The following is a 23,774-nucleotide window of genomic DNA, read 5'->3' on the forward strand; positions in this document are numbered from 1 at the left end:
GTCCGGCCCGGTCGGCCGTGTCGGCGCTCAACGCGCGGCGTTGCGGCTTGGTTCAGAGCACGCGATTGGGCAGCGGTTCTTCCGCCACGAAGGCGCGGATATTGGCGAGCAGCATCTGCGCCATCTGGGCCACCGCCGCGTCGGTCGCGCCGCCGGTGTGGGGGGTGAGGATGCAGTTTGGCACATCGGCCCAGCGCGCCGGATCGGTTGGTTCCTGCGCATAGACGTCGAGCGCGGCGCCGCCCAGCCGGCCGGCGCGCAGGGCATCGATCAGCGCGTCCTCGTCCACCAGCTGCCCGCGTGCGACATTGACCAGCAGGCCATTGGGGCCAAGCGCATCGAGGATGGTGGCGGAGATCATGCCGCGATTGTCGTCGGTCGCGCGTGCGGCGACGACCAACATGTCGCTTTCGGCCGCCAGTGCCGCCAGGCTCTCGCTGCGCGGCCAGGCGAGGTCGGGCTTGGCGCGCGGCCCCCACCAGCGGGTCGTCATGCGCATGGCGTCGGCGCGGGTGGCGACGCCTATGCCGATGCTGCCCATGCCGACGATGCCCAGCCGGGCGCCGGCCACCGATCGGGTGATGGTCTTGCCGCCCGGCAGCCATTCGCCCGCGCGCAGCGCCCGGTCGCCGCTGACGATCTGGCGCCGATAGGCGAGAATCAGGCCGATCGCATGGTCGGCGACATCCTCCGCATTGGCGTCGCCCGCATGGCTGACGGCGATGCCGTTCGCCCGCGCCCAGTCGAGGTCCACCCCGTCATAGCCGACGGTGAAGCAGGCAATCAGCCGCAGCCGGTCCATCGCCGCCAGCATGGCAGAATCGAGCCGGAACTCGCCAGCGGTGACGAGTATCTCCGCCTCGGCAAGGCGGGCGCGCCCGGCCTCCTCCCATAGCCCCATGACGTCATATTGCATCGCCAGGATCGGCAGCAGCGGCGCCAGATGGGGCTGGGCGATCAGGATGACCGGGCGCAGGCGTTCCATTATCCTATCGCCTTCAACGCCTGGGCGAAGTCGGCGATCAGATCGTCGGCATCCTCGCAGCCGATCGAGATGCGCACCATATTGTCGCCGATCGCCAGCGCCTTCTTGCGCTCGGCCGGCACCGACAAATGAGTCATCGCGGCGGGATGGCTGGCCAGCGTCTCGGTGCCGCCGAGACTCACCGCCAGCTTGGCGATCTTGAGCGCGTCAAGAAAGGCGAAGGCCTCCGCCTCGCCACCCTTCAGATAGAGCGAGAAGGTGGAGCCGGCGCCGGTGCAATGGCGGCGATAGATGTCGGCCTGCCGCTCGGTCTCCGGAAAGCCGAGATAGACGACCTTCTCCACCTGCGGCTGGTCCTTCAGCCAGGTGCAGACCTTCTCCGCATTCTCGCCCGCACGGCTCATCCGCAATTCCAGCGTCTCCAGGCTGCGCAACAGCATCCAGGCGCTGTGCGGATCGAGGATCGTGCCGATCGTGTTGCGCATCAGGCGGATGCTGTTGATGAGCGCGTTGGAGCCGAGCACGCCGCCCGCGACCAGATCGCTATGCCCGCCGGCATATTTGGTCAGGCTGTAGATGACCAGGTCGGCGCCATGGTTGATCGGCCGGTGCCACAGCGGCCCCAGGAAGGTGTTGTCGATCGCGATCGGCGGGACATGATCCTCGCCGGCGAACAGCGCATCGCGCCGCGCGACCACCGCCTCCAGATCGACCAGCACATTGGTCGGATTGGCCGGGCTTTCCAGATAGAGCATGGCGACCCGGCCCAGCCCCTTGGCCTTCTCGATCACCGCGCCAATCTCCGCCTCGGTCGCGCCGGCGGGGAAATCGAGCCATTGCACTCCGAATCGGCCGAGGATGCGGCCGATCAGCGATTCGGTCGCGGCATAGAGGGGGGCTGAATGGACGATCACGTCGCCCGGCTGCACCAAGGCGAGCAGGGTGGTGGCGATCGCCGACATGCCGCTGGAAAAGAGCAGCGCGTCCTCCGCCTCCTCCCACACCGACAGCCGATCCTCGGCAATCTCCTGATTGGGTCCGTTGAAGCGCGAATAGACCAGCCCCTCGGCGCCGCCGGGGCGGATGCCGGTCACCCCCTCGAAATGGCGCTTGCCCGCGGCCGCGCTTTCGAAGGCGAAGGTGGAGGTGAGGAAGATCGGGGGTTTCAATGACCCTTCCGACAGGGTCGGGTCATAGCCATGGCCCATCATCAGGGTGGCGGGCTTCAGCTTGCGGCCGTCAATCTCCAGGATCGGGGCCTTGGGGCGGCGGCGATTATGGGGCGGCTCGACGCCGGTCAGGTCGGCTTCGGTGACGGGGGGCGGGGTTTCGCCGGTCATGTCATTCTCCTGCATCTGGCGGCCTCTGCTGTGCCGCTCATGGATGGAGGGAGTGTAACGCAGGAGCAGGGCAGGGGGCCAGTGGAGAGTGATATAATCTTTCTTGTCGGGGTATGATTGTTTCGAACGAGATTGACGGAATCTCGGTCGACAAAGGCATCGGCGCACGGGGCCGCATGTCCCCGTGCGCCGGCATCGTCCCTTATTGCTTGGCGTATTTCGCCTTCAGCGACAGATCATGGTCATGGTGGGATTCGCCATTGAGGTCGATCCGGACCATTTCGATCGCGCCGGTGAAGGTGCCGCCGGTCGGGCCATAATCTTCCACCACCGGCTCGCCATTGTCGTGGCCGATGTCCATGAAGTCGTCGAAGGAGAAGATGGCCGGCACGGTTTTTTCGATGTGCCCCGTGCCGATCGCCTTGCCGTTCGCGGTGAAGGTCACCGTGCCGCCCTTGCCGGCGCCGCCGCCATCATAGGCGAAGTCGAGCAGCAGGTCGTGGCTGCCCTTGCCCAGGGGTTCGTCCGCGCGCACGATGAAGGTTTCCAGCCCCACCCAGTTATGGGCATAGGCGAGCACGCCGTCCTTCATGTAGAAGCTCCAGCCGCCAAACTTGCCGCCCTGGGCGATGATCGCGCCATTGGTCGGCTCCGCGCCCAACTCCACCTTCGCGGTGACGGTGAAATTGGTGTTCTTGACGTTCGGGACCGTATTCTCGTTCATCCGGGTCATCCCCGGCAGGAAGGTCATGGAGGTGCGGCCGTTGAGCAGGTCCGGCCGGCCGGCGACGCGGGCGTCGAAGCGTTCGCGCTGGCGCGGGTCGAGCGGCAGGACATTATATTTGGCCGCCTCGATCAGGAAGCGGTCCTGCAGCTTGCGCAGCATGTCGGGATTCTGGTCGGCGATATTATGCGCCTGGGTCCAGTCGTCGGGGCCATAAAGTTCCCAGGTATCATCCTCGATCTCCCCCACCGTCTCGCGCTTGTCGGGCCAGGGCAGGCGGTGCATCGTCATGGCGGTCCAGCCGTCATGATAGATGCCGCGGTTGCAGCCGATCTCGAAATATTGGGTCGTGTGCCGGTCATCCGCCTCGGCCTCGTCGAACAGATAGGCCATGCTGACGCCTTCCAGCGGCTTTTGCTGGATGCCGTTGACGAAATCGGGTTCGGGCACCCCGGCCAGTTCGAGGATGGTCGGCGCCACGTCGATCAGATGGTGGAACTGGTGGCGCAATTCGCCCTTGGCCTTGATCTTCTCGGGCCAGCGCATCGTCATGCCGACGCGGGTGCCGCCCCAGTGGGACGCGACGATCTTGCTCCACTGATAGGGGGCGTTCATCGCATGGGCCCAGCCCGAGGGCATGTGGTTGAAGGAATTGGGCCCGCCAATCTCGTCGAGCCGCGGCAGGATGTCCGCCGTCGTCATGCCGATGCTGTTCTGGTAGGCCAGTTCGTTGAAGGTGCCGTAAGGCCCCGCCTCCGCGGACGCGCCATTGTCGCCCAGGATATAGATGACCAGCGTGTCTTCCAGCACGCCGCGTGCCTCCAGCGTGTCGAGCAGGCGGCCGACATGATGGTCGGTATGGGTGGCGAAGGCCGCATAGGTTTCGGCCAGGCGGCAGGACACCTTGCGATCATCGTCGGTCAGTTCGTCCCATTCGGGCAGCCATTCGGTCGGCGCGGTCAGTTCCGCATCCTTGGGGATGACGCCCAGTTCCTTCTGCTTTGCGAAGGTAATCTCGCGCTGCTTGTTATAGCCATGGTCGAACTTGCCCTTATACTTGTCGACCCATTCCTTGGGCACATGGTGCGGGGCATGGGTGGCGCCGAAGGAGAGATAGGCGAACCAGGGCTTGTCGGGCGTGAAGGTCTGCAACGATCCGGTCCAGTTGAGCACCTGATCGACCAGATCCTCGGTCAGGTGATAGCCCTCCTCGATGGTCTTGGGCGGCTCGATCGGGGTCACGCCATCGACCAGTGGCGGGGCATATTGATTGGTGTCGCCGCCCAGGAAGCCATAGAATTTCTCGAACCCGTCGCCGATCGGCCAATGGTCGAACGGGCCGGACGGGCTGGTTTCCCAGGTCGGCGTCTGGTGCATCTTGCCAAAGGCGCCGGTGCTGTAGCCATTATATTTGAGAATCTGGGCGACGGTCGCGCAGGTATCCGGGCGCAGGCCGGTATTGCCCGGCATGGCGGTCGCCACTTCGGTGACGCCGCCCATGTTCACCGTATGATGATTGCGCCCGCACAGCAGCGCCTGGCGCGAGGGCGAGCAGAGGGCGGTCGTATGGAAACGGGTGAAGCGGATCCCTTCCTTCCCGACTCGTTCGGCCGTCGGCATGAGGCAGGGGCCGCCAAAGGCGCTGCTGGCGCCAAAACCCATATCGTCGATCAGCACGATCAGCACATTGGGGGCGCCGGCCGGCGGGCGCAGAAACTCCTTGGCCGGCGGGCTCTGCGCCTCCTTGGCGTTCATCGGCGTGTCGTGCGGCGGCACGCGCTCCGGGATCGGCAGGACATAGCGATTGAGTTCGGGCGGGCTCTTGCGGGTCGACATGCTGCTATCCTCGTTCGCGATGGACGTGACGGAACGAAGCCTAGTCGGGGCGGCCATATTGGCTATTGGGGTTTCCCCCGATGCCCGATGCCCGATGCCCGATGCCCGATGCCCGGTGCGCGGGGTGAACGCATGCACCACTTCCCCCCATCCGCCACAGCCCCTACATCCTTCCTCGATGCCGCCTGTTCTTCCTCCCATCCTCACCGACTGGTTCGCATCGCGCGGCTGGCGGGTGCGGCGGCATCAAAGTGACATGCTCATGGCGGCGCAGCGGGGGGAGCATGCGCTGCTGGTCGCGCCGACCGGGGCGGGGAAGACGCTGGCCGGCTTCCTGCCGACGCTTGCCGACCTGATCGCCAATCCCGCCGATGGGCTGCACACCCTCTATGTCTCGCCCTTGAAGGCGCTGGCGGTCGATGTGCGGCGCAACCTGCTGACGCCGATCGAGGAGATGGGACTATCGATCCGGGTGGAGACCCGCACCGGCGACACGCCGTCGGATCGCAAGGCGCGGCAGCGGGTGCGGCCGCCGCACATCCTGCTGACCACGCCCGAATCCCTGTCGCTGCTGCTAAGCTATCCCGACGCGGCGCTGCTGTTCGAGCATCTGCGCACCGTCATCGTCGATGAGGTCCATGCCTTTGCCACGCAGAAGCGCGGCGACCTGCTCAACCTGTCGATGGCGCGGTTGCAGGCGATCAACCCGGACCTGCGCCGGGTGGCGCTGTCGGCGACGGTGGCCGATGTCGATGCCTATCGCGCCTGGCTGGCGCCCGATGGCGATATCGATGCGGTGACGCCGGTGCTGGGGGAGGCGGGGGCGGAGCCCGACGTCACCATCCTGATCCCGGAGGGGCGGGTACCCTGGTCGGGTCATTCGGGCAAATATGCCGCGCGCCAGGTGATGGCGGAGATCGCCGCGCGGCAGACCACGCTCGTCTTCTGCAACACGCGCGGCCTGGCTGAGCTGATCTTCCAGGAGCTGTGGTCGGTCAATGACGCGAACCTGCCGATCGCCATCCATCATGGCAGCCTGTCGATCGAGGCGCGGCGCAAGGTCGAATCGGCGATGGCAGCGGGCAAGCTGCGCGCGCTGGTAGCAACCGCGTCGCTGGACCTCGGCGTCGACTGGGGCAATGTCGACTGCGTGATCCAGATGGGCGCGCCCAAGGGCAGCTCGCGCCTGCTCCAGCGCATCGGCCGCGCCAATCACCGGCTCGACATGGCGTCGGAGGCGATATTGATCCCCGGCAATCGCTTCGAATATCTGGAGGCGCGCGCGGCACTGGACGCGGTCGAGGCGGGGGAACGGGACGCCGATGATTTCCGCCCCGGCGCGCTCGACGTACTGGCCCAGCATGTGATGGCGATCGCCTGTGCCGGGCCGTTCCGCGAGGAGGAATTGCTGGCGGAGGTCCGCTCCGCCACCCCCTATAGCGCGCTGACCGAAGAGGGCTTTGCCCATGTGCTGCATTTCATCGAGGGGGGCGGCTATGCGCTGCGCGCCTATGACCGGTTCAAGCGGCTGGTGCGCGAGGGCGACGGCACATGGCGGGTGTCGCATCCCAAGTTCATCCAGCAGCACCGAATGAATGCCGGCATCATCGTCGATCAGCCCGCGCTGGCGGTGCGCTTCGCCAATGGGCGAAAGCTCGGCACGGTGGAGGAGGGCTTTGCCGCCACCTTGCGGCCGGGTGACAGCTTCTTCTTCTCCGGAATGGCGCTGGAGGTGGTGCGGATGGACAGCAGCGACCTGGTCGTCCGCGCCACGAGCAAGAGCGCGCGCATCCCCAGCTGGGGCGGCACCCGCATGGCGATGTCGACGCGGCTGGCCGACCGGGTGCGCCATTTCCTGGCCGAACCCGACGCCTGGCACCGTTTCCCCGACGATGTGCGCGAATGGCTGGAGGTGCAGCGGACCCGTTCCGCCCTGCCGCAACCGGGGCAGCTGCTGGTCGAGACCTTCCCGCATGAGGGGCGCCATTATATGGTCTGCTACAGTTTCGAGGGCTGGAACGCGCACCAGTCGCTCGGCATGTTGCTGACCCGGCGGATGGACGCACAGGGACTGATGCCGCTGGGCTTCGTGTCGAACGATTATGCGCTGGCCGTCTATGGCCTCAAGCCCGTCACCGATCCGCAGAGCCTGTTTTCCGCCGATATCCTCGACCATGAATTTGTCGAATGGGTCGAGCAGTCGAGCCTATTGAAGCGCGCCTTCCGCGATGTCGCCGTGATCTCCGGCCTGATCGAGCGCCAGCATCCCGGCAAGCGCAAGACCGGGCGACAGGTGACCTTTTCCACCGATCTCATCTATGACGTGCTGCGCAAATATCAGCCCGACCATCTGCTGCTGAAGGCCGCCTGGGCGGATGCGCGGGCACGGATGACCGATGTCGGGCGGCTGGGCGACCTGATCGACCGGGCGGCGTCGACCATGCTGCATGTGCCGCTCGACCGGGTCAGCCCGCTTGCCGTGCCGCTGCTGATCCTGATCGGCCGCGAACAGGTGGCGCAGCGCGATGCCGAGGACGCGCTGCTGATCGAGGCCGAGGCGCTGGTGGCCGAAGCCATGCGCACGGATTGAGGGGGGTAGGAACCACCACTCTCCACTACCGTCATCCCAGCGAAGGCTGGGATCCCGCTTCTTTCTTCCACTGATGCCAAAAAAGAGAGATGCCAGCCTGCGCTGGCATGACGGAATGGGGGAGGTTTTGGGCTTACCCCGGCAACCCGTTCAGCTTGGCAAAGGGATCGTCGCTCGCATCTTCCTGCCAGCGATATTCGGTCCGGTTGGCGACCCAGCGGGCCATGTCCTTGCCATAGAGTTTGGCGATCAGGCCCAACGCCATGTCCGTCCCCGCCGAAATGCCGGAGGAGGAGATATATTTGCCATCCTCCACCCAGCGCGCATGGGGAATCCAGGCGACCTTGGCCCCCTGCGCCGTCGCCCAGGCCCAGGCCATCTTGTTGCTGGTCGCCTTCACCCCGTCGATCAGCCCGGTCTTCGCCAGCAGGCCCGATCCGGTGCAGATGGTTGCCACCTGCGGCGTATCCTGTGCCAGCGTGCGGACTGCGGCGAGGAAATCGGGATTATTGACTTCCCGCCGGGTGCCAAGGCCGCCGGGGATCATCACGATGTCGAGCTTGGGCGCATCGGCAAAGCCATGATCGGCGATCGTCTGCGGTCCGGCACCGCTGCGCACCGGCCCGGCCTTGTCGGCGATCATGACAATCTCGACCCGGTCTTTCAGCATGCCGAACATTTCCAGCGGGCCGAACACGTCGAGCAGTTCGAACCCGTCGAACAGGACCATGCCGAGCTTCTTCTTTGGCCCGCTTGGCGGCACCGGCGGCTGCACGGAAAGTTGCGCGGAGACCGTCGTGCCGGTCGCGGCGAGCGCGATTCCGGCGGTCAGGAGAAAGTTGCGCCGCGCAACATCGGCTTTGGGCTGGTCGCTCATCGTCACATGCTCCCTATTTGCCGGGTTAGACGAGCGATGGCGGCGATCCCGCCTATTCGCCGCCGTCCTTGATGCCGCCACAGCCCTTCAGCACGCCTTCGCCGAAGGAAAGCTGCACCCGGTCGGACCAGATGGCGTCGCTCATCCCGTCGCTGCACGGGCCTTCGGTGACGGTCATAGCAAAGCCATCGCCCATGAAGCGGATGGCGCGGGGATCATCGGTGCGGGTGACGGGATAGCGCAGCGGACGATGATCGGGCCGCTGCAAGGTCGCGACCGATCCGGTGACGATCACCGCCCAGAAAGGCTCGGTGCCGATCGCGCGATACTCCTCAGGGGGAGGAGGGGGAGGCGGTGTTTCACGGGAAACAGCGGCGGGCGCCGGTTGCGCAGCCGGGGCAGGGGCCGGTTCGGGCGTGGCACTTTCATTGGCGACGATCGCCTGGTTGAGCGCCGGGGCGGCGTTGGCGATGACATTGTCGGCGCGATTGTCGACCCTGTTCGGCGGCACAGGATCGCCTGAGCAGGCGGTGAGGGCCAGCAGCCCTGTCACCATCGCCGTCACTTTCACGCGCCGGCCCGCCGGAAACAATGGACGGCATGATCGTCAACCATGCCGATCGCCTGCATCCAGGCATAGACGATGGTCGGTCCGACGAATTTGAAGCCGCGCTTCTTGAGATCCTTGGAGATCGCCTCTGACAGCGGCGTCTGGGTCGGGAAGCTCTTGCCGTCGCCGATGATCGGCCCGTCGGGGGCAAAGGACCAGACATAGGTGGCGAAATCCTCGCCGGCGTCGCGCATCGCGCAATAGATCTGCGCGCCCTTGATCGTCGCCTCGATCTTGGCGCGGGCGCGGACGATGCCGGGATCGGTCATCAGCCGTTCGACATCGTCGGGGCCGAAGGCGGCGACCTTGTCCGGATCGAAGCCGGCAAAGGCGGCGCGAAACCCCTCGCGCTTGCGCAATATGGTGATCCAGCTGAGCCCCGCCTGGAACCCCTCCAGCATCAGCATTTCCCACAGCATGCGCGAATCATGCTGGGGCACGCCCCATTCCGCGTCGTGATAATCCCGGTAGAGCGGGTCCGGCCCTACCCAGCTGCAGCGTGGCAATACGATGTTATTCATTTCTCACCCAACGTCATGCCAGCGAAGGATGAAGTGAGGCACGTGACTCACTTCATCATCCCTTTTTTCCTTCGTCCCAAAAAGAAAAGAGATCCCAGCCTGCGCTGGGATGACGAGGGAGAAAGAAAGATCAAACGTCCAGGTTGGCGACGTTCAGCGCATTGTCCTGGATGAATTCGCGGCGCGGTTCGACCACGTCGCCCATCAGCTTGGTGAAGATTTCGTCGGCGACGTCGGCCTGTTCCACCTCGACGCGCAGCATCGAGCGATTGTCCGGGTCCAGCGTGGTTTCCCACAGCTGTTCCGCGTTCATTTCGCCCAGACCCTTGTAGCGCTGGATCGACAGGCCCTTGCGGCCGGCGGACAGGATCGCTTCCAGCAATTCGCTGGGCCGCGAGATGTTGACGCCCTTGGCCGAAACCGCCGGCAATTCGTCCTCGCCCAGTTCGTCCTGCGCGGCGACGGCCTTGGCCGAGACCAGGCGGCTGCCTTTGGCATAGCTTTCCGCCTCTTCGCTGGCGGTGCCGTGCAGCTTGCGCGCCTCGGCCGAACCCAGGAAGCCATTTTCGATGACATGATGGTCGGTCACGCCGCGCCACAGCCGTTCGAAATGGAAGCCGCCGCCCTCGGCGATGCGGCCGGTCCACTTGCCCTCGGGATCATGCGAGGCGATCCAGGCGACCGCCATGGCCAGCCGTTCGGCCAGCTGTGCTTCGGACAGTTCGGGATCGAGCGCGCCGGTCAGGCCCAGCGCCTCGATGATGGCCGGGTCGTAGCGACGCGGCACATAGCGCATCACCGCGCGCATGCGGCGGGCATGGTCGATCAGGCTGCGCAGATCGTCGCCGGTGCGGGCGCCGCCGGTGGTTTCCAGCGCCATCGTGTCGACGCCATTGTCGACCAGATATTGCTCCAGCGCGGCTTCGTCCTTCAGATAGACTTCGGATCGGCCGCGGCTCGCCTTGTAGAGCGGCGGCTGGGCGATGAAGAGATGGCCCGCCTCGATGATCTGCGGCATCTGGCGATAGAAGAAGGTCAGCAGCAGCGTGCGGATATGCGCGCCGTCGACGTCGGCGTCGGTCATGATGACGATCTTGTGGTAGCGCAGCTTGTCCAGGTTGAAATCGTCGCGGATGCCCGTGCCCATCGCCTGGATCAGCGTGCCGACTTCCTTGGACGAGAGCATCTTGTCGAAGCGCGCGCGCTCGACGTTCAGGATCTTGCCCTTGAGCGGCAGGATCGCCTGATTGTGGCGGTTGCGCCCCTGCTTGGCCGAACCACCGGCCGAGTCACCCTCGACCAGGAAGAGTTCGGACTTGGCGGGGTCGCGCTCCTGACAGTCGGCCAGCTTGCCGGGCAGCGAGGCGATGTCCATCGCGCCCTTGCGGCGGGTCAGTTCACGCGCACGCTTGGCCGCCTCACGGGCGGCGGCGGCGTCGATCACCTTCTGGACGATCATCCTGCCATGGCCGGGATTTTCTTCCAGCCATTCGGCCATCTTGTCGGCCATCAGGCTTTCGAGCGGCTGGCGCACTTCGGAGCTGACCAGCTTGTCCTTGGTCTGCGACGAGAATTTGGGATCGGGCAGCTTGACCGAGACGATCGCGGTCAGGCCTTCGCGCATATCCTCACCGGTGAGGCTCACCTTCTCCTTCTTCAGCAGGCCGGTCTTTTCGGCATAGCTGTTGAGGGTCCGGGTCAGCGCCGCGCGGAACGCGGCGAGGTGGGTGCCACCGTCGCGCTGCGGGATGTTGTTGGTGAAGCAGAGGACGTTCTCATAATAGGAATCGTTCCACTCCAGCGCGACGTCGATGGTCACGTCGTCGCGGGTGCCGGCGATCGCGATCGGATCGGGCATCAGCGCATTCTTGTTGCGGTCGAGATATTTGACGAAGGCCGCGATGCCGCCCTCATAATAAAGCTCGACTTCCTTCTTCTCCTCATGGCGCGCATCGACCAGGAACAGGCGCACGCCGCTGTTGAGGAAAGCCAGCTCGCGATAGCGATGCTCCAGCTTGTCGAAATCATATTCGGTCTGGTTCTTGAACGTGCCGCCATCGCCCGGCACCTTCTCGGTCGAGGCGAGGAAGGTCACGCGCGTGCCCTTCTTGCCCTCCGGCGCGTCGCCGATGATCTTGAGCGGCGCGGTAGCATCGCCATAGGCGAAGCGCATCCAATGTTCCTTGCCGTCGCGCCAGATGTTGAGGTCCAGCCATTCGGACAGGGCATTCACCACCGAGACGCCCACGCCGTGCAGGCCGCCCGATACCTTATAGGCATTGTCGTCCGACGTGTTCTCGAACTTGCCGCCTGCGTGCAGCTGGGTCATGATGACCTCGGCCGCCGACACGCCTTCTTCCTTGTGGATGCCGGTCGGGATGCCGCGGCCATTATCCTCGACGCTGACGCTGTTGTCGGGGTTGAGCGTGATGACGATCCGGTCGCAATGGCCGGCCAGCGCCTCGTCGATCGCATTGTCGCTGACCTCGAACACCATATGGTGCAGGCCCGACCCGTCGTCGGTGTCGCCGATATACATGCCGGGCCGCTTGCGCACGGCGTCGAGGCCTTTCAGCACCTTGATGCTGTCGGCGCCATATTCATTGCTGTTGGGGCTGTTCTGCTGTTCGTCGCTCATACCCAGCATATAGGGAATGGCGCCTCGAAACTAAAGCGAAACATGGCGGCTTCCACCCGGCTTTGGGGCGGTTTATCAGGCGCTCATGCGTGTTGTCCCGATCCTTGCCCTGATGCTGCTTTCCGCCTGCTCGCGCAGCAGCGAAGTCGCCGACGAATTGCCCAACAGCTCGCTGGCCGGCGCCCCGCGCGAGGCGATGCCCGAAACCCGGATCGAGGCGACCCTGGCCCGGCCGGTGACGATCGGCGAGGATGGCCCCCGGCTCGATGCCTGCGGTGCGATGGGGCAGGCGACCCGTGTCGGGCCGCAGGGATTGAGCGTCCGGTCCGCCCCCTTTGCCGAGGCGAAGGCGCTGGCGCAGCTCGCCGAAGGCGCACGGGTGCATGTCTGCACCCGCAGCATCGACCAGAAATGGCTGGGCGTGGTGATCCCGCCGCCAGTGACTGAAGGCGCGGCACCGACCGATTGCGGCGTGCGCGAACCGGTCGACCGCAAACAGGCCTATGCCGGCCCCTGCACCAGCGGCTGGGTCTCCAGCGCCTATGTCCGGCTGGTGGCGGGCTGATTACAGCCCGCCCAGATAGTCCAGCTTGCCCAGCGGCACGCCAGCCTGGCGCAGCAAGGCATAGGCGGTCGTCAGGTGGAAATAGAAATTGGGCAGCGAGAAGGTCAGCACATGGCTGCGCCCGGTGGAGGAAAATTCGCCGCGCGAGGTCTTGAGGATGACGGTCGCCTCCTCGCGCCCGTCGATCCTGTCACGCGGCACCGATTCCAGGAAGGCGATGGTGCGGGCGATGCGATCCTGCAGGTCGGCGAACGTCTCCTCCGTGTCGGGCAGGGGGAAGGGCTCCAGTTCGCCGACGCGGATGACCGCGCCCTTGGCGCTGTCGGTGGCGAGCTGCACCTGCGCGGTCAGCGGGCGCATATCCTCGATCAGGCGGGCGCCGGTCAGCGTGGCGGGATCGATCCCCTGTTCGGCGGCAAAGGCGGCGCCCTTGTCCAGCAGGGTGGAGAGGACGCGCAGGCCGCGCAGGAAGGCCGGGACGGTCAGGTCGTAGAGTTCGGTCGCCACGTTGCGAGGATTCCCTTCATTCGATGCCGGTGAAGACCAGCTTCTGCACGCGGCGGCCGGTGTTCACCTCGGTCGCATAGATATTGCCGGCGCTGTCGGTATCAATGCTGTGCAGCCAGGTGAATTGTCCGGCCTGCCGCCCGATCCGGCCAAAGGCGCCAAGGACGGTATGGGTCTTGCGCTCCAGCACCCAGATGCGGCCGTTCATCATGTCGGCGACATAGAGATAGGTCTGTTCCGGATCGGGCGAGAAGGCGATGTCGGTGACCGTGTGGGTGCCGCCGGTTTCCGGCGCGATCGCCAGGTCGCGCACGAAGGTGAGGCCGCCATCCTTCTCGCGCTTGAACAGTTGCGCGCGATTGTTGTTGCGGTCGCAGACATAGAGGTGGCCGTCATTCGTCGGCACCACGCAATGGACGATGCTGTTGAAGATGGGGGACTTGGGATCGGCGACCCGGCTGGGATCGACGGCATGGCTCTGGTCGAACGTGCCCTGCAGCACCGGTCCGCTCGGCGGTTTGCCATAGGCGCCCCAGCGGCCCTTGTAGCTGTTGCTCCGGTCGTCGAAGCCGATCACCCGGCGGTTCACATAGCCGTCGGATATCAGCACCATGCCATCGCTGTGATTGACGTCGGACGGGTTGCCGAGCTGATCGGTCGCATCATTGCCGCCGGTCTTGTCGCGCCGGCCGAAGCTGCGGATATATTTGCCCTCCGGCGTATAGTTCATGACGACATGGTCGCCCTTGCCATTGCCGCCGAACCAGACGCTGCCGGCCTTGTCGACGAAGATGCCGTGCAGGCTGGCGGGCCATTGGTTGACGCCGTCGACCGTGGGGGCACTGTCGGCGCCGCCCCAGCCGCCCAGATAGCGGCCATCCTTGGCGAAGCGCACCACCGGCGGGGCCGGCTTGCAGCAGACGGCGGTGGCGGGCGATTCGGCAAGGCCGGTGTCGGTCGCGGTCAGGCTGTGCGGCCGATGCACGACCCAGACCGAATCGTCCGGGCCGACGGCGACGCCGCTGACCTGGCCCAGCAGCAGGTCATCGGGCATGGCCGGCCAGGCGGCATCGACCTTGAAGCGCGGCATCTTGGTGCCGGCGGGTGCGATCTGTTCGAAGGCGAGGGGGGCGAGCGCCTGTTCCGGTGGCGCGGCGGATGCGGCAACGGCGAAGGGCAGGGCGGTAAAGGGCAAGGTGAGGGCAGCGGCGAGGAAGGCGCGCATGGCGGGGACTCCTTGATCGTCGGGAATGGCGGAGGCGGGATCATGCCCGACTGCCCGGTCCGGTCAAGGCCGGTCCGGTCAAGGAAGGTGCGTCGCATTTTCAACGGGAAAAGGACCGGCCGACGGGTTTCTGTCGGCCGGTCAGGGGGCAACTTATGTCGCGATCGCCGGCCGTTCGGGCGGCGTGATCGTGAAGAAGGGCAAGGCATGGTGGACGATCCAGCCGATCGTCGCCGCATAGACAATGGTGCCGATGCCGACCGTGCCGCCCAGCATCCAGCCGGTCGCCAGCACCGCGATCTCGATGCCGGTGCGCACCCATTTGACCGGCCAGCCATTGCGGCGGCACAGGCCGGTCATCAATCCATCGCGCGGGCCCGGCCCAAGCCCGGCACCGATATAGGCGCCACCGGCAATGCCATTCAGCACGATCCCCGCGCCCAGCCAGGCCGCGCGCATCGCATAGCCGTCCGGCGTCGGCAGATAATGGAGGCTGATGTCCACCGCCGTGCCGATCACCAGGATGTTGCAGACCGTGCCGATCCCCGGTCGCTGCCGCAATGGCCACCAGAGCAGCAGCACGATCGCGCCGACCAGGTTGACCGTCATGCCGAAGCTGAGGCCGAGCTTGGGCGCCAGTCCCTGATGCAGCACGTCCCAGGGATCGAGCCCCAGATTGGCGCGCAGCATCAGCGCCATGGCAAAGCCGTAGAGCACAAGGCCCCAGAAGAGCTGGAAGAGGCGGCGGGTCATCATCATGGGCATCAGGCCTAGTCGAATTGGCCTTTTACAAAAGGACCAATGGCGCGTAAGTGGCCTTCAAATATCTCTGATTGGATTGATCGCCATGTCCACTTCCTTCCTTCGGCCTCCCTCGCTGTTGCGGCTGCTGGGCGCCTGGCGCGCGCAGGACAGTGCCGAGCCGGCCTATCGCCAATTGGCGCAGGCGCTGCGGATGCTGGTGCTGGACGGACGGATCGGCCTCAATGTCCGGTTGCCGGGCGAACGCGAGCTGGCCGCCGCGCTGGGGCTCAGCCGCACCACCATCGCCGCCGCCTTCGACCGGCTGCGCGACGAGGGCTATCTGGAAAGCCGGCAGGGGTCGGGCAGCGCCACGCGCCTGCCGCCCGGCCGGGTCGAGACCCCGACGCCCGATATCGACGGGGTCACCGGCGACAATCTGCTCAACTGGACCCATGCCGCGCTGCCGGCTGCGCCCGGCGTGGGCCTGGCTTATTCCCATGCGGTCGAGGCGCTGCCGGCCTATCTGGGCGATCTGGGCTATGATCCGCTCGGCCTGCCGGTGCTACGCCGGGCGATCGCCGCCCATTATGAGCGGCGCGGCTGCCCGACCGATCCCGACCAGATCATGATCACCAATGGCGCGCAGCAGGGCTTTTCGTTGCTGCTGCAATGGCTGGCGGGGCCGGGTGATCGGGCGGTGATCGACCATCCCACCTATCATAATGCGATCCAGGCGCTGCAGCGGGCCAATGTCGTGCCGGTGCCGGTCGGCCTGCCGGTCCATGGCTGGGACATCGACGCCATGGACGCGGCCTTCCGCCAGACCGCGCCGCGCTTTGCCTATATCATCGCCGATTTCCACAATCCCACCGGACGCAGCATGGACCCAGCGACCCGCCGCGCGCTGGTTTCGGTGGCGATGCGCACCCACACGCCGCTGGTGATCGACGAGACGATGGTGGCGATGGGGCTGGACGGATCGCCGCCGCCGCCGGTCGCCTGCCATGACCCGTCCGGCCGCCATGTCATCACCCTGGGATCGGCCAGCAAGATTTTCTGGGGCGGGCTGCGCGTCGGCTGGATCCGTGCCGATCCGCAGACCGTGGCTGCGCTCGGCCGCATCCGCACGACGATGGACATGGCCAGCCCTGTGGTCGAGCAACTCGCCGTCGCCCAGCTGATGGACGCGGACGAGGGGCTGGGTCCGCGCGCGGCGATGCTGCGCGACCGGCGCGACCATCTGCTGGCGCAGCTGGAACAGCATCTGCCGCACTGGCGGGTGGAATCGCCGGCCGGCGGCCTGTCGCTCTGGGCGGAGCTGCCCCGCGCGGAGGCGAGCGCGCTCGCGGCGCTCGCCGGCAATCATGGCGTGCGCATTGCGGCAGGCCCGCGCTTCGGCGTCAATGGCGCGTTCGAGCGGTTCCTGCGCCTGCCCTTCACCCTGCCGGAGGCCCAGCTCGACATGGGCGTCGCGCGGCTGGTGGAGGCGGATGCACGGCTCCACGCCCGCACCCCGCGCGGCCGCGATCCGCTGGCCCTCGCCCTGGAGGCCGACCGATTGATCTGACCCATAGAAAAAGGGCCGCGCGGAGATGTTCCGCGCGGCCCTCTTCAATCGGCTATACCGAGAACGGCTCAGCCCTTCTTCTTCTCGGCCTGATAGCGTTCGATCGCTTCCAGCGTGATCTGGCGGGCATCTTCTGCGCCACCCCAGGTGCCGATGCGCACCCACTTGGTCTTTTCCAGATCCTTATAGTGGGTGAAGAAATGCTCGATCTGCTCCATCACGATGGTGGGCAGATCGTCCTTCTCGCCGACATTGTTATAATAGGGGAAGGTCTTGTTGTCCGGCACGCAGACCAGCTTCTCGTCGCCGCCGGCTTCGTCTTCCAGGTTCAGCACGGCGATCGGGCGCGCGCGCACGACCGAGCCGGGCACGAACGGCGAGCGGGCGATGACCAGCGCGTCGAGCGGATCGCCATCGGGCGACAGGGTGTGCGGCACGAAGCCGTAATTCGCCGGATAGCGCATCGGAGTGTGCAGGATGCGATCGACGAACAGCGCGCCCGAGGCCTTGTCGAACTCGTACTTCACGGGTTCGCCGCCAACCGGCACCTCGATGATGACGTTCAGGCTGTTTGGCGGATCTTCGCCGACGGGGATCAGGTCAATATTCATGCATCTTCGCCTTTTACATGCGGTTGCTTGGAAATCTTCAGGTGCGCGGCTGCAGCAGCTTGTCGAGGCTGCCTTCGCCGGTGCCGGTCTTTTCGAGGTGCGGATAGCGCAGGCCATCCGAATAAGCGAGGGTCAGGGTGCGATAATATTTGTCCTGCTTTAGGATAAGCTGGATCGGCTTCTTCGCGTCCTTAGCCTCGGTCAGCGCCGTCTTGAATGCGTCGCTCGAATATTCATTGCCGTTCACCGCAATAATCTTCGATCCTACCGCAAGACCGGCCTTGAATGCTGCGCTGTTCCAGATCACCGCCGCGATATCGCCGTCATTCTTGACCGTCAGGCCCACGCCAAAGCTCTGGTCGACCGTCTTCTGCGCGCCTTCGGCCGCCTTGGTGATGGCATTGGGCGTATCGGTATAGACCAGCTTGTAGCCGCCCAGGGTGAAGCCGCCCTTGGGCGTTTCCGTGGTGGGGCTGTCGACATATTTGTGGAACAGGCCGGCCCAGTCATAGGGGGCGACGCCGTTCAGCGTGTCGATCACGTCCTGGCGATTATAGACGACCTGGCCCCAGTCGCCCGGCTTGATGCCGAAAAAGGCCTTGGCGAAATCGTCGATGCCCTTGGCGCCTTTGGTCTGCTGGCGCAGGATGCCGTCGACCTCCAGCCAGATCATCAGGCCTTCATTATAATAATCCTCCGACCGCTGCCAGTTGGCCCAGCCCTTGGGACGGCGGGCGGAGATGATCGGATCATTGGTCGTGTCCACCATCGGGCGCCATTCGCGGCCGCGCGTGGTGTCCAGCTTCGCTGCGATCTGGGCATAGGCGTCCAGCGTCTCCTGCTTGGAGAACATGCCCGAACGGGCGCCCAGCACATAGCCCCAGAACTGGGTCTGGCCTTCATAGACCCACAGCAGGCTGTCCTGCATCGGCACGTCGAAATTGGGCGTCCACAACAGGTCGGGGCGGCGGAACTTGCCGTCCCAGCTATGGGTGAATTCATGCGGCAGCAGGTTGCGGTCGAGCAGCGCCTCGCCCGAATCCCACTTCTTGAAATAGCCCGGCTCGACCTGATTCTCGGACGAGCGATGATGTTCCAGGCCAATGCCGCCCATTTCGTCGGTGATCGACAGCAGGAAATCATAATGGTCGAAATGATAGGTGCCGAACGCGGCGCCGGCTTCGGCCACCAGCTTCTTGTGCTTGGCGATCTGGTCGGTGTTGAACACCAGTTCGTCGGCATCGTCGGCAACGATGTTCAGCGTGACGTTATGGCCCAGGTCCACCGCCTTGAAATGGGTGCCGGCAAAGACCGGCGAGTCCTGCAGCGCCTCATAGTCGATCACGTCATAGGCGATGGTGTCGCCGGTGCGCTTGCCGCGCAGCGCGGTCGCCGCCTGCCAGCCGGCGGGATAGGTGACATTGGCCTGCACCGGGATCTGGCGGGTATAATAGCCGGCCGGGTAGAGCGAGACATCTTCCCACTGGATATTCTGCATCTTGGGGGTCACGACGACGCGGCCCTGGTTGGTCGCGGTCGCCGACAGGAACTGGAACTGCGCCACGACCTGCTTGGTGCCGGCCGGCACGTCGATCTCGAACGCATAGACGTTGAGCGGATTGCGCTTCCAGCTGATCGGCTTGCCGTCGGCGGTGAAGGTCAGGCCGGTCAGCTTCTCGATCGGACCGCGCGGAGCATGGTTGCCGGGCAGCCATTCGGGCATCAACAGGGTCATCGGGCCGCTCGACGCGACGGGAATGGTTTCCTTCACGCGGAAGATGCGCTGCATCGTGTCGGTGGCGTCGACGTCAAGGCGGATCGTGCCGCCCGGATAGGGGACATCCTTGGGCATCGGCTTGGCGCTGTCGACGGGCAGGGCGGTCGGCTTGGAACGGATGACATCCTGCGCCAGCAACGGGCTGGCAATCGCGGTCGAAAGGCAAAGGGCGGCAGCAAGGCTGCGGATCATGACGGTCTCCAGAAAAGGAACGGGGGCCGGACGGCCCGTCTGTCCCAAGCATGGCGGGGCGAATCGCCCGCGTCCACCCCCTATGCCGCCATAAAAAGCGCGTTTCCTTGGGCCGCGATTATCGTTAAAGGCGCTGCCCCATGGCGAAGATCGAAACGCCGCGCCCGGTGCGCGGAACGCAGGACATGTTGGGCGGCACGGCGGAGGCGTTTCAGGAACGCTTCGCCCATGTCGTCGCCACCTTTGACCGGGTGCGCAAACTCTATGGATTCCAGCGGGTTGAAGTGCCCGTCTTTGAATCGACCGCGGTGTTCGCCCGTTCGCTGGGCGAAAGCACCGACGTCGTGTCGAAGGAAATGTACACGTTCGAGGATCGCGGTGGTGACAGCATCACCCTGCGCCCCGAATTCACCGCCGGCATTTCGCGCGCCTATATTACCGAGGGTTGGCAGCAATATGCGCCGCTCAAGGTCGCGACCCATGGTCCGCTGTTCCGCTATGAACGCCCGCAGAAGGGCCGCTTCCGCCAGTTCCACCAGCTCGATGCCGAAATCCTGGGCGCGGGCGAGCCGGCGGCCGATGTCGAGCTGCTGGTGCTGGCCGATCAGCTGCTGCGCGAACTGGGCGTGTCGGAAGGCGTGACCCTGAACCTCAACACGCTGGGCGACGCGGAAAGCCGTGAAGCCTGGCGCGCCGCGCTGATCGCCCATTTCGAGGCGCATCGGGGCGAGCTGTCGGAAGAAAGCATCGACCGGCTGGCGAAGAATCCGTTGCGCATCCTCGACAGCAAGGATCCGCGCGATCGCCCGATTGCCGACAGCGCGCCGGACATCGACGCCTATCTGACCGACGAAGCGCGCAGCTTCTTCGACAAGGTGACCAGCGGCCTCGACGCCGCCGGTGTCGCCTGGGAACGCAATTCACGGCTGGTGCGCGGGCTGGACTATTATCGCCACACCGCGTTCGAGTTCATCACCGATCGCCTCGGCGCGCAGGGCACGGTGCTGGGCGGCGGCCGCTATGACGGCCTGATCGAAAATCTGGGCGGTCCGTCGACCCCGGCGGTCGGCTGGGCAGCGGGGATCGAGCGGTTGGCGATGCTGATCGACCAGCCGGCGATCGACAAGCCGCAGATCGTGCTGATCCCGATGGGCGAGGCGGCCGAGGCGAAAGCGACCGGCATCATCGCCGATCTGCGCCGCGCCGGCATCGCCTGCGACATGGGCTATCGCGGCAATATGAAGAAGCGGATGCAGCGCGCCAACGCATCGGGTGCCTCTTGGGCGATCATCCTGGGTGACGACGAACTGACACGGGGCGAGGCGGCGGTCCGCAACCTGGGCACGGGCGAGCAGCAGGCGGTCGCACTGGATGCGCTGATCGGCACGGTGACGGCGCTCTGATGCACATTTCCGCCGAACGCATCGCGCAGATCGAGGCGCGCCGGGACGAGGTGCAGGCGTCGATGACGCGCGCCGACCTTGCGCCCGATGCGTTCGTGAAACTGTCCAAGGAATATGCCGAGATCGAGCCGGTGGCGCGGGCCGCGCATGAAGTGCGCCGGCTGCGCCAGGAGCTGCGCGCGCTTGAACAGATGGCCGGCGGCGAGGACAGCGATGCCGATCCGCTGATGCGCGAAATGGCGCAGGAGGAAATGCAGCTGCTCAAGGGGCAGTTGCCCGATGCCGAGCGCGCGCTGGCGTTGCAGCTGCTGCCCAAGGATTCGGCCGATGCCCGCCCGGCGATGCTGGAAATCCGCGCCGGCACCGGCGGGGATGAGGCGGCCTTGTTCGCCGGCGACCTGTTCCGCATGTATCAGCGCTATGCCGATACCCAGGGGTGGAAGATGGAGATGATCTCCGCCAACGCCTCGGAACAGGGCGGTTTCAAGGAAGTGGTGGCCAGCATCAACGGCACCGGCGTCTTCGCCAAGCTGAAGTTCGAGAGCGGCGTGCATCGCGTCCAGCGCGTGCCGGTCACCGAAAGCGGCGGCCGCATCCACACGTCCGCGGCGACTGTCGCCATCCTGCCCGAGCCGGAAGAAGTTGATGTCCAGATCGCCGATAGCGACCTGAAGATCGACATCTATCGCGCGTCGGGCGCCGGCGGCCAGCACGTCAACACCACCGATTCCGCCGTGCGCATCACCCATTTGCCGACCGGCATCGTCGTGACGCAGCAGGATGAGCGTTCGCAGCACAAGAACAAGGCCAAGGCGATGCAGGTGCTGCGCGCCCGCATCTATGAAGCGGAGCGGGAGCGCACCCAGAGCGAACAGGCCGGCGCGCGCAAGGCGATGGTCGGATCGGGCGACCGGTCGGAGCGCATTCGCACCTATAATTTCCCGCAGGGCCGCGTGACCGACCACCGCATCAACCTGACCCTGCACCGCCTGCCCGAAATTCTGGAAGGGCCGGGCCTTGCCGAAGTGATCGACGCGCTGGTGGCCGAGGATGAGGCCGCGCGCCTCGCCCAACTGGACGGGGTGGCGTGAGCGTCGCCGATGCGCTGCGCGACGCCTCTGTCAGCTTAGCCGCGATCAGCGACACCCCCCGGCTCGACGCCGAACTGCTGATGGCCCATGCATTGGGCATCGGCCGCAACGACCTGTTGATGCGTCAGCGCGATCTGTCTGTCCCTGTCACTTTCGCTGTCCATCTGCAGCAGAGGCTGGCCGGCGCACCGATCGCCCATATCCTGGGCAGCCGCGATTTCTGGACGATCAGCCTGGCCGTCACCCCCGACGTATTGATCCCGCGCCCGGACAGCGAGACGCTGATCGAGGCGGCGGTCGATCATTTCCGCGATCGCGCGCCCGCGACTATGCTGGACCTAGGCACCGGATCGGGTGCGCTGCTGCTCGCCGCGCTCGACCAGTGGCCCGATGCGACGGGGCTGGGCATCGACGCCTCGGTCACCGCGCTGGCGGTGGCGCAGGGCAATGCCGACCGGCTGGGCATGGGGACGCGCGCGCGCTTCCAGCTTGGCGATTGGGCGGCCGGCGTGACCGGACCGTTCGACCTGCTGCTGATCAACCCGCCCTATATCGCGACCGACGCGCCGCTCGCCGGCGATGTACTGCATGATCCGGCCAGCGCCCTGTTCGCCGGGGTCGACGGGCTGGACGATTATCGCCGCATCGTGCCGCAACTGCCCGCGCTGATCGCGCCGGGCGGCATGGCCGCGATCGAGATCGGCTATGATCAGGGGCAAAGCGTGTCGGCGCTGCTGCGGGCACAGGGGCTGGGCGTGTCGCTGCGCCGTGACCTTGCGGGGCATGATCGCTGCCTCGTCGCCACGCCGGGCGAATAAGAAGGCGGGATTTCACGCCACCACAGCGAAAATTGCTTGGTTTATCGCGTGAATGCCATTACATCGGGATCAGGAAAACCGCCATTCCGGCGACATGGCCTTATCAGGCCATTGATGGATAAGGCATTTTCCTGCTCCTGAAAGTCAAGATGGCGCTGCTGCGCAAGCGCCTCTGGTGGCTGAGGGCGTGGTCCGGTTCGGATCATGTCTGGCGGAGCCACATCCGGCCCCACGGAAGGGGCGGTGCTTGGGGATAGCAGCTGAACAGTGTTTTCAGTGAATATTATCATAGCGAACGCAAGGATCATGTCTTGATCAACAACCGGCAGGCCGGTCGCCGCAATCGCGGCCGGAATAATAACAACAACGGTCGTCCCAATGGCGGTAACCGGGGTGGTGGCGACAACGGTAACCGTATCGACAACCGCGCCCGCGGCAATGCGGCCCAGCTTCTTGAGAAATACAAGAATATGGCGCGCGATGCTCAGATGGCCGGCGACCGTGTGAACGCCGAATATTATCTGCAGTTCGCCGATCATTATTTCCGCGTGCTGGCCGACAATCGTTCGCGCCAGGAGGAGCAGCAGCAGCGCTTCCGCCGGAATGACGAGAATTTCGACGATGAGAGCGAAGAGTTCGAGGGCAATGAGGACGGCGCCGAAGAGGGCCGCACCGAACAGCCCGAGCGCGATTATGACCGTCGCGAACCGCGCGGCGAGCGTCAGGATCGCGGTGACCGCAATGATCGTGGCGATCGGGGCGACCGCAACCGTCGCGATCGCAATCGCCGTGACCGCCCGGTGGCCGAGGACGCGACCGAGCAGCAGCCGGTGGCAGCCGAACAGCCCGCAGAACTCGCAGCCGAACCGGCCGCCGAAGCGCCCAAGCCGCGTCGCGGTCGCCCGCGCAAGGCCGATGCCGCGCCGACCGACGCGAATGAAGGCCTGGATGTCAGCATCCTGCCGCCCTCGATCGCCCGCGCCGATAATGACAGCGACACCGACGTGACCGAGGAAGCTCCCCGCAAGCGCACCCGTCGCGCCCGTCCGGCGACCGAAGCCGCCGAATAAGCGCGGCTTTCGAGCAACCCCAAAAACAAAAAGGGCGGTGCCATCCCGGCGCCGCCCTTTTTGTTTGCAAATATAGCCGCTTG

General features: G+C 65.5%; 19 protein-coding genes. 7 read left to right on the plus strand and 12 right to left on the minus strand.

The window, feature by feature from the left end:
• Nucleotides 1-52: 52 nt before the first annotated feature.
• From JQK15_RS09325 to JQK15_RS09335, 3 genes are all read right to left on the minus strand, one after another.
• Nucleotides 53-985, minus strand: coding sequence for a 2-hydroxyacid dehydrogenase (locus JQK15_RS09325; protein WP_214865074.1), 933 nt, complete (start codon nucleotides 983-985; stop codon nucleotides 53-55).
• Nucleotides 985-2,325 carry a cystathionine gamma-synthase family protein gene (locus JQK15_RS09330; protein WP_029547417.1) on the minus strand — a complete coding sequence of 447 codons (1,341 nt, stop codon included), beginning with the start codon at nucleotides 2,323-2,325 and terminating at the stop codon, nucleotides 985-987. The genes JQK15_RS09325 and JQK15_RS09330 overlap by 1 nt, the downstream gene beginning before the upstream one ends.
• A gap of 202 nt (nucleotides 2,326-2,527) precedes the next feature.
• On the minus strand, nucleotides 2,528-4,885 hold the full coding sequence (locus JQK15_RS09335; protein ID WP_214865076.1) for an arylsulfatase: 2,358 nt from the start codon (nucleotides 4,883-4,885) through the stop codon (nucleotides 2,528-2,530).
• A gap of 178 nt (nucleotides 4,886-5,063) precedes the next feature.
• Between JQK15_RS09335 and JQK15_RS09340 the strand changes: the two genes are divergently transcribed.
• Nucleotides 5,064-7,475 (plus strand): ligase-associated DNA damage response DEXH box helicase, encoded by a 2,412-nt coding sequence (locus JQK15_RS09340; RefSeq protein WP_214865078.1) that lies wholly within the window; start codon nucleotides 5,064-5,066, stop codon nucleotides 7,473-7,475.
• Between the two features lie 133 nt (nucleotides 7,476-7,608).
• Here the strand turns inward: JQK15_RS09340 and JQK15_RS09345 are convergent, their stop codons facing one another.
• From JQK15_RS09345 to gyrB, 4 genes are all read right to left on the minus strand, one after another.
• Nucleotides 7,609-8,352 (minus strand): DJ-1/PfpI family protein, encoded by a 744-nt coding sequence (locus tag JQK15_RS09345; RefSeq protein WP_214865080.1) that lies wholly within the window; start codon nucleotides 8,350-8,352, stop codon nucleotides 7,609-7,611.
• 52 nt (nucleotides 8,353-8,404) lie between these two features.
• Nucleotides 8,405-8,944, minus strand: coding sequence for a COG3650 family protein (locus tag JQK15_RS09350; protein ID WP_214865083.1), 540 nt, complete (start codon nucleotides 8,942-8,944; stop codon nucleotides 8,405-8,407).
• Nucleotides 8,920-9,483, minus strand: a complete 564-nt coding sequence (locus tag JQK15_RS09355; protein WP_214865085.1) for a DNA-3-methyladenine glycosylase I — start codon at nucleotides 9,481-9,483, stop codon at nucleotides 8,920-8,922. The genes JQK15_RS09350 and JQK15_RS09355 overlap by 25 nt, the downstream gene beginning before the upstream one ends.
• Nucleotides 9,484-9,613: 130 nt before the next feature.
• Nucleotides 9,614-12,121, minus strand: a complete 2,508-nt coding sequence (gene gyrB / locus JQK15_RS09360) for a DNA topoisomerase (ATP-hydrolyzing) subunit B (protein WP_214865163.1) — start codon at nucleotides 12,119-12,121, stop codon at nucleotides 9,614-9,616.
• Nucleotides 12,122-12,206: 85 nt separating this feature from the next.
• Between gyrB and JQK15_RS09365 the strand changes: the two genes are divergently transcribed.
• Nucleotides 12,207-12,686 carry a hypothetical protein gene (locus JQK15_RS09365; protein ID WP_048938048.1) on the plus strand — a complete coding sequence of 160 codons (480 nt, stop codon included), beginning with the start codon at nucleotides 12,207-12,209 and terminating at the stop codon, nucleotides 12,684-12,686.
• Here the strand turns inward: JQK15_RS09365 and JQK15_RS09370 are convergent, their stop codons facing one another.
• The 3 genes from JQK15_RS09370 to yczE form a co-directional block, all read right to left on the minus strand.
• Nucleotides 12,687-13,193, minus strand: coding sequence for a DUF1993 domain-containing protein (locus JQK15_RS09370; RefSeq protein ID WP_214865087.1), 507 nt, complete (start codon nucleotides 13,191-13,193; stop codon nucleotides 12,687-12,689).
• A 16-nt stretch (nucleotides 13,194-13,209) separates the two neighbouring features.
• Complete coding sequence (locus tag JQK15_RS09375; RefSeq protein WP_214865089.1) at nucleotides 13,210-14,418, minus strand: NHL repeat-containing protein; 1,209 nt, start codon at nucleotides 14,416-14,418, stop codon at nucleotides 13,210-13,212.
• 153 nt (nucleotides 14,419-14,571) lie between these two features.
• Complete coding sequence (gene yczE / locus JQK15_RS09380; protein ID WP_214865091.1) at nucleotides 14,572-15,177, minus strand: membrane protein YczE; 606 nt, start codon at nucleotides 15,175-15,177, stop codon at nucleotides 14,572-14,574.
• 88 nt (nucleotides 15,178-15,265) lie between these two features.
• On the opposite strand from yczE, the gene yczR reads away from it, so the two are divergent.
• Entirely contained in the window at nucleotides 15,266-16,729 is a 1,464-nt protein-coding gene (gene yczR, locus JQK15_RS09385; protein ID WP_214865093.1) for a MocR-like transcription factor YczR, read from the plus strand.
• 68 nt (nucleotides 16,730-16,797) lie between these two features.
• Here yczR and ppa read toward each other — a convergent pair whose 3' ends face one another.
• Both ppa and JQK15_RS09395 read right to left on the minus strand, forming a co-directional pair.
• Entirely contained in the window at nucleotides 16,798-17,340 is a 543-nt protein-coding gene (gene ppa / locus JQK15_RS09390) for an inorganic diphosphatase (protein ID WP_169862178.1), read from the minus strand.
• Between the two features lie 37 nt (nucleotides 17,341-17,377).
• A complete protein-coding gene (locus JQK15_RS09395) occupies nucleotides 17,378-19,309 on the minus strand; it encodes a M61 family metallopeptidase (RefSeq protein WP_214865095.1) in 1,932 nt (643 codons plus the stop codon).
• Between the two features lie 140 nt (nucleotides 19,310-19,449).
• Between JQK15_RS09395 and hisS the strand changes: the two genes are divergently transcribed.
• The 4 genes from hisS (at nucleotide 19,450) to JQK15_RS09415 (ending at nucleotide 23,691) form a co-directional block, all read left to right on the plus strand.
• Nucleotides 19,450-20,712 (plus strand): histidine--tRNA ligase, encoded by a 1,263-nt coding sequence (hisS, locus tag JQK15_RS09400; RefSeq protein ID WP_136185891.1) that lies wholly within the window; start codon nucleotides 19,450-19,452, stop codon nucleotides 20,710-20,712.
• A complete protein-coding gene (prfA, locus tag JQK15_RS09405) occupies nucleotides 20,712-21,803 on the plus strand; it encodes a peptide chain release factor 1 (RefSeq protein ID WP_017499489.1) in 1,092 nt (363 codons plus the stop codon). Before hisS ends, prfA begins: the two co-directional genes overlap by 1 nt.
• On the plus strand, nucleotides 21,800-22,621 hold the full coding sequence (gene prmC, locus JQK15_RS09410; RefSeq protein WP_214865097.1) for a peptide chain release factor N(5)-glutamine methyltransferase: 822 nt from the start codon (nucleotides 21,800-21,802) through the stop codon (nucleotides 22,619-22,621). The genes prfA and prmC overlap by 4 nt, the downstream gene beginning before the upstream one ends.
• A 311-nt stretch (nucleotides 22,622-22,932) precedes the next feature.
• Nucleotides 22,933-23,691, plus strand: coding sequence for a DUF4167 domain-containing protein (locus JQK15_RS09415; protein ID WP_214865099.1), 759 nt, complete (start codon nucleotides 22,933-22,935; stop codon nucleotides 23,689-23,691).
• Nucleotides 23,692-23,774 lie beyond the last annotated feature (83 nt).

Origin of the sequence: Sphingobium sp. BHU LFT2 (genome assembly GCF_018604485.1) — a bacterium.
GTDB lineage: Bacteria > Pseudomonadota > Alphaproteobacteria > Sphingomonadales > Sphingomonadaceae > Sphingobium > Sphingobium yanoikuyae_A.

Coding starts and splice junctions, on each gene's coding strand:
- JQK15_RS09325 (WP_214865074.1), bottom strand. CDS start 985: ATGGAACGCCTGCGCCCGGTCATCCTGATCGCCCAGCCCCATCTGGCG.
- JQK15_RS09330 (WP_029547417.1), bottom strand. CDS start 2,325: ATGACCGGCGAAACCCCGCCCCCCGTCACCGAAGCCGACCTGACCGGC.
- JQK15_RS09335 (WP_214865076.1), bottom strand. CDS start 4,885: ATGTCGACCCGCAAGAGCCCGCCCGAACTCAATCGCTATGTCCTGCCG.
- JQK15_RS09340 (WP_214865078.1), top strand. CDS start 5,064: ATGCCGCCTGTTCTTCCTCCCATCCTCACCGACTGGTTCGCATCGCGC.
- JQK15_RS09345 (WP_214865080.1), bottom strand. CDS start 8,352: ATGAGCGACCAGCCCAAAGCCGATGTTGCGCGGCGCAACTTTCTCCTG.
- JQK15_RS09355 (WP_214865085.1), bottom strand. CDS start 9,483: ATGAATAACATCGTATTGCCACGCTGCAGCTGGGTAGGGCCGGACCCG.
- gyrB (WP_214865163.1), bottom strand. CDS start 12,121: ATGAGCGACGAACAGCAGAACAGCCCCAACAGCAATGAATATGGCGCC.
- JQK15_RS09365 (WP_048938048.1), top strand. CDS start 12,207: ATGCGTGTTGTCCCGATCCTTGCCCTGATGCTGCTTTCCGCCTGCTCG.
- JQK15_RS09375 (WP_214865089.1), bottom strand. CDS start 14,418: ATGCGCGCCTTCCTCGCCGCTGCCCTCACCTTGCCCTTTACCGCCCTG.
- yczE (WP_214865091.1), bottom strand. CDS start 15,177: ATGATGATGACCCGCCGCCTCTTCCAGCTCTTCTGGGGCCTTGTGCTC.
- yczR (WP_214865093.1), top strand. CDS start 15,266: ATGTCCACTTCCTTCCTTCGGCCTCCCTCGCTGTTGCGGCTGCTGGGC.
- ppa (WP_169862178.1), bottom strand. CDS start 17,340: ATGAATATTGACCTGATCCCCGTCGGCGAAGATCCGCCAAACAGCCTG.
- JQK15_RS09395 (WP_214865095.1), bottom strand. CDS start 19,309: ATGATCCGCAGCCTTGCTGCCGCCCTTTGCCTTTCGACCGCGATTGCC.
- hisS (WP_136185891.1), top strand. CDS start 19,450: ATGGCGAAGATCGAAACGCCGCGCCCGGTGCGCGGAACGCAGGACATG.
- prfA (WP_017499489.1), top strand. CDS start 20,712: ATGCACATTTCCGCCGAACGCATCGCGCAGATCGAGGCGCGCCGGGAC.